We start from the raw sequence: 1,791 nt of genomic DNA, 5'->3' as shown, positions 1-1,791 counted from the left end.
GGACGCCGGCACTCTGGACGAGGTTTTCGGCGAGGGCTGACTTCCGCGCGATCGCCATCACGCACCGTTCCCTTCCCCGCGGAGGGAGCGGCGCCAGCCGCGAATGCAGCGGCTCCGCAACCGCACCGCCGATTCGCGGCTCGCGGCACCCGCCGCGCGGGCTCAACGGCGTGCTCGGCGTGATCCGCTCCGACCCCCGCCGCGCCGAACGCGCGCTGGAAGAACTCTCCGACCTGTTCCGGGATGTCAAACAAAGTGGGTGTCCTCTAAAGCTTACGGTTAAACAAAACGAACCCGCCGAAGAAGCTTCGACGGGTTCGCAATGCTGGAAACGGGGATCAGTTTGCTACGATGCTAGGCCTGACCCTGGGGTCCTCTCGATGCTAGGCCTGACCCTGGGGTCCTCCCCTAGTCGTCCAAGTCCCGTGGCGCCCGGGCGCCGCTCAGTAGGCCTTCCGTACTCAGGTCCTCGTCGATGTCGGGCCAATGAATTCCGTATCCACCACCCGCCAACTCCCAGTGGTTACGCTGCGTTGCAGTGGCGTTGGCCAGGCGCGGATACCACGCCAGTGGGACGGCAATCGTGCGCCCGTCCATCAGATCGACCACCAGCCTCGCGTCGTCGATGCTGACGCCCATCACCCTCACATCACTTTCCTGTGCGAAAGAATGCATCCCATGCCTCCTTCAGTTCGACACGCTTGTCGCGCACCAAGCGTTGAATCTTTCCCAGCTCAGGGGCTCCGAATCCCACGCTTCTCGCCACACCGCCATCGTGCAACCAAATCTTTGCGGTTGCTGCACCTTTATCAACATGGACATGGGGTGGCTCACCCGGTTCATGGCTGTAGAAGTAAAAACGGTATCCCTCTGTCCTCAATACCGTCGGCACAACAGCCTCCTTGCGTAGCGAATCATCGCCTGGATACTAACCGCGCGTCTCCTGCGATTCAAACTGAATGCTTGCGACACTCACACCACACCTTCGCGCGGACCAGGCCGCCACGCTCGTCCGCTGGCTGCTGTGGGCCGTGGTCGCCGCCGCCGTCTGCCTGGTCTATTTCGACTTCCGCAGCCAGCGCTTTTCGCCCGCGCTCACCGATTGGCCCCTCGTTTCCTTTCAGTTCCGGCGCATCCAGACACTCGGACTTTGGGCCGTGTGGAATACCGCCAGGATGACAATGTCGTCGTTGCGAACCCGAAAATACAAGCAATAGGGGAATCGTCGAACAACAGCCTTGCGAATATCGCGGTGAGTCAGCGGAAACTGCAGGGGTGTCCTCGACACACGCTCGATGAGTCCCTCGATTTCGTCCATGACTCCCGCCCGAGACCGATTTGCAGTTGCGATTCAAGCGCGCGCGGATCTGCGGCGCGCATCAGCCAACGGTGTCAATCCACGATCGTGGCGGCACCCAACGCGACTGCATGATTATCCCGCGCCCCCTCTTGTCGTCGCGCTCACCGCCCGCATCCGCCCGCATTTTCTGTTCAATGCGCTCAACGGCGTGCTCGGCGTGATCCGCTCCGACCCCCGCCGCGCCGAACCCGCGCTGGAAGAACGCTCCGACCTGTTCCGCGTGCTGATGGTTTTTTCCGACGGCTCGGTCCGCTTCAAACCGTCGGCTCGTGTGGGCGCACCGTCAGGTCAACGCCCAAGGCGCGCATGACTGCAAGCATCGTCTTCAGCGTCGGGTTACCGTGCTCGCTGAACGAGCGACCCAACTGCTCAAGCACGGCTACATCGCTCGGGGCGGTCAGATCGTCGATGCGACGCTGGTGCCCGCGCCG

The 1,791-nt window shown here is 62.6% G+C and carries 4 protein-coding genes and 1 pseudogene; 2 read left to right on the top strand and 3 right to left on the bottom strand.

Going from position 1 to position 1,791, the window contains the following annotated elements; genetic code table 11:
- Positions 1-408: 408 nt before the first annotated feature.
- Both ACKVEX_RS16500 and ACKVEX_RS16495 read right to left on the bottom strand, forming a co-directional pair.
- Positions 409-675: a DUF2442 domain-containing protein gene (locus tag ACKVEX_RS16500; RefSeq protein ID WP_473216830.1), complete on the bottom strand. Its 267-nt coding sequence runs from the start codon at positions 673-675 to the stop codon at positions 409-411.
- Positions 650-892, bottom strand: coding sequence for a DUF4160 domain-containing protein (locus ACKVEX_RS16495; protein ID WP_473216829.1), 243 nt, complete (start codon positions 890-892; stop codon positions 650-652). The genes ACKVEX_RS16500 and ACKVEX_RS16495 overlap by 26 nt, the downstream gene beginning before the upstream one ends.
- A gap of 67 nt (positions 893-959) precedes the next feature.
- Between ACKVEX_RS16495 and ACKVEX_RS16490 the strand changes: the two genes are divergently transcribed.
- Entirely contained in the window at positions 960-1,217 is a 258-nt protein-coding gene (locus ACKVEX_RS16490; protein ID WP_473216831.1) for a hypothetical protein, read from the top strand.
- Here the strand turns inward: ACKVEX_RS16490 and ACKVEX_RS16485 are convergent.
- Complete coding sequence (locus tag ACKVEX_RS16485; RefSeq protein WP_473216828.1) at positions 1,121-1,318, bottom strand: type II toxin-antitoxin system RelE/ParE family toxin; 198 nt, start codon at positions 1,316-1,318, stop codon at positions 1,121-1,123. The two genes, ACKVEX_RS16490 and ACKVEX_RS16485, sit on opposite strands and share 97 nt — an antisense overlap.
- A 133-nt stretch (positions 1,319-1,451) precedes the next feature.
- On the opposite strand from ACKVEX_RS16485, the pseudogene ACKVEX_RS16480 reads away from it, so the two are divergent.
- Positions 1,452-1,589 (top strand): annotated as a pseudogene (locus ACKVEX_RS16480) (histidine kinase); the annotation flags it as partial.
- Between the last annotated feature and the right edge of the window lie 202 nt (positions 1,590-1,791).

It is taken from the genome of Denitraticella aggregata (assembly GCF_048158365.1).
In the GTDB taxonomy this organism is placed as follows: domain Bacteria; phylum Pseudomonadota; class Gammaproteobacteria; order Burkholderiales; family Rhodocyclaceae; genus Azoarcus_F.
The sequence above is the reverse complement of the archived record's forward strand: the minus strand, read 5'-3'. Positions and strand labels throughout refer to the sequence as shown.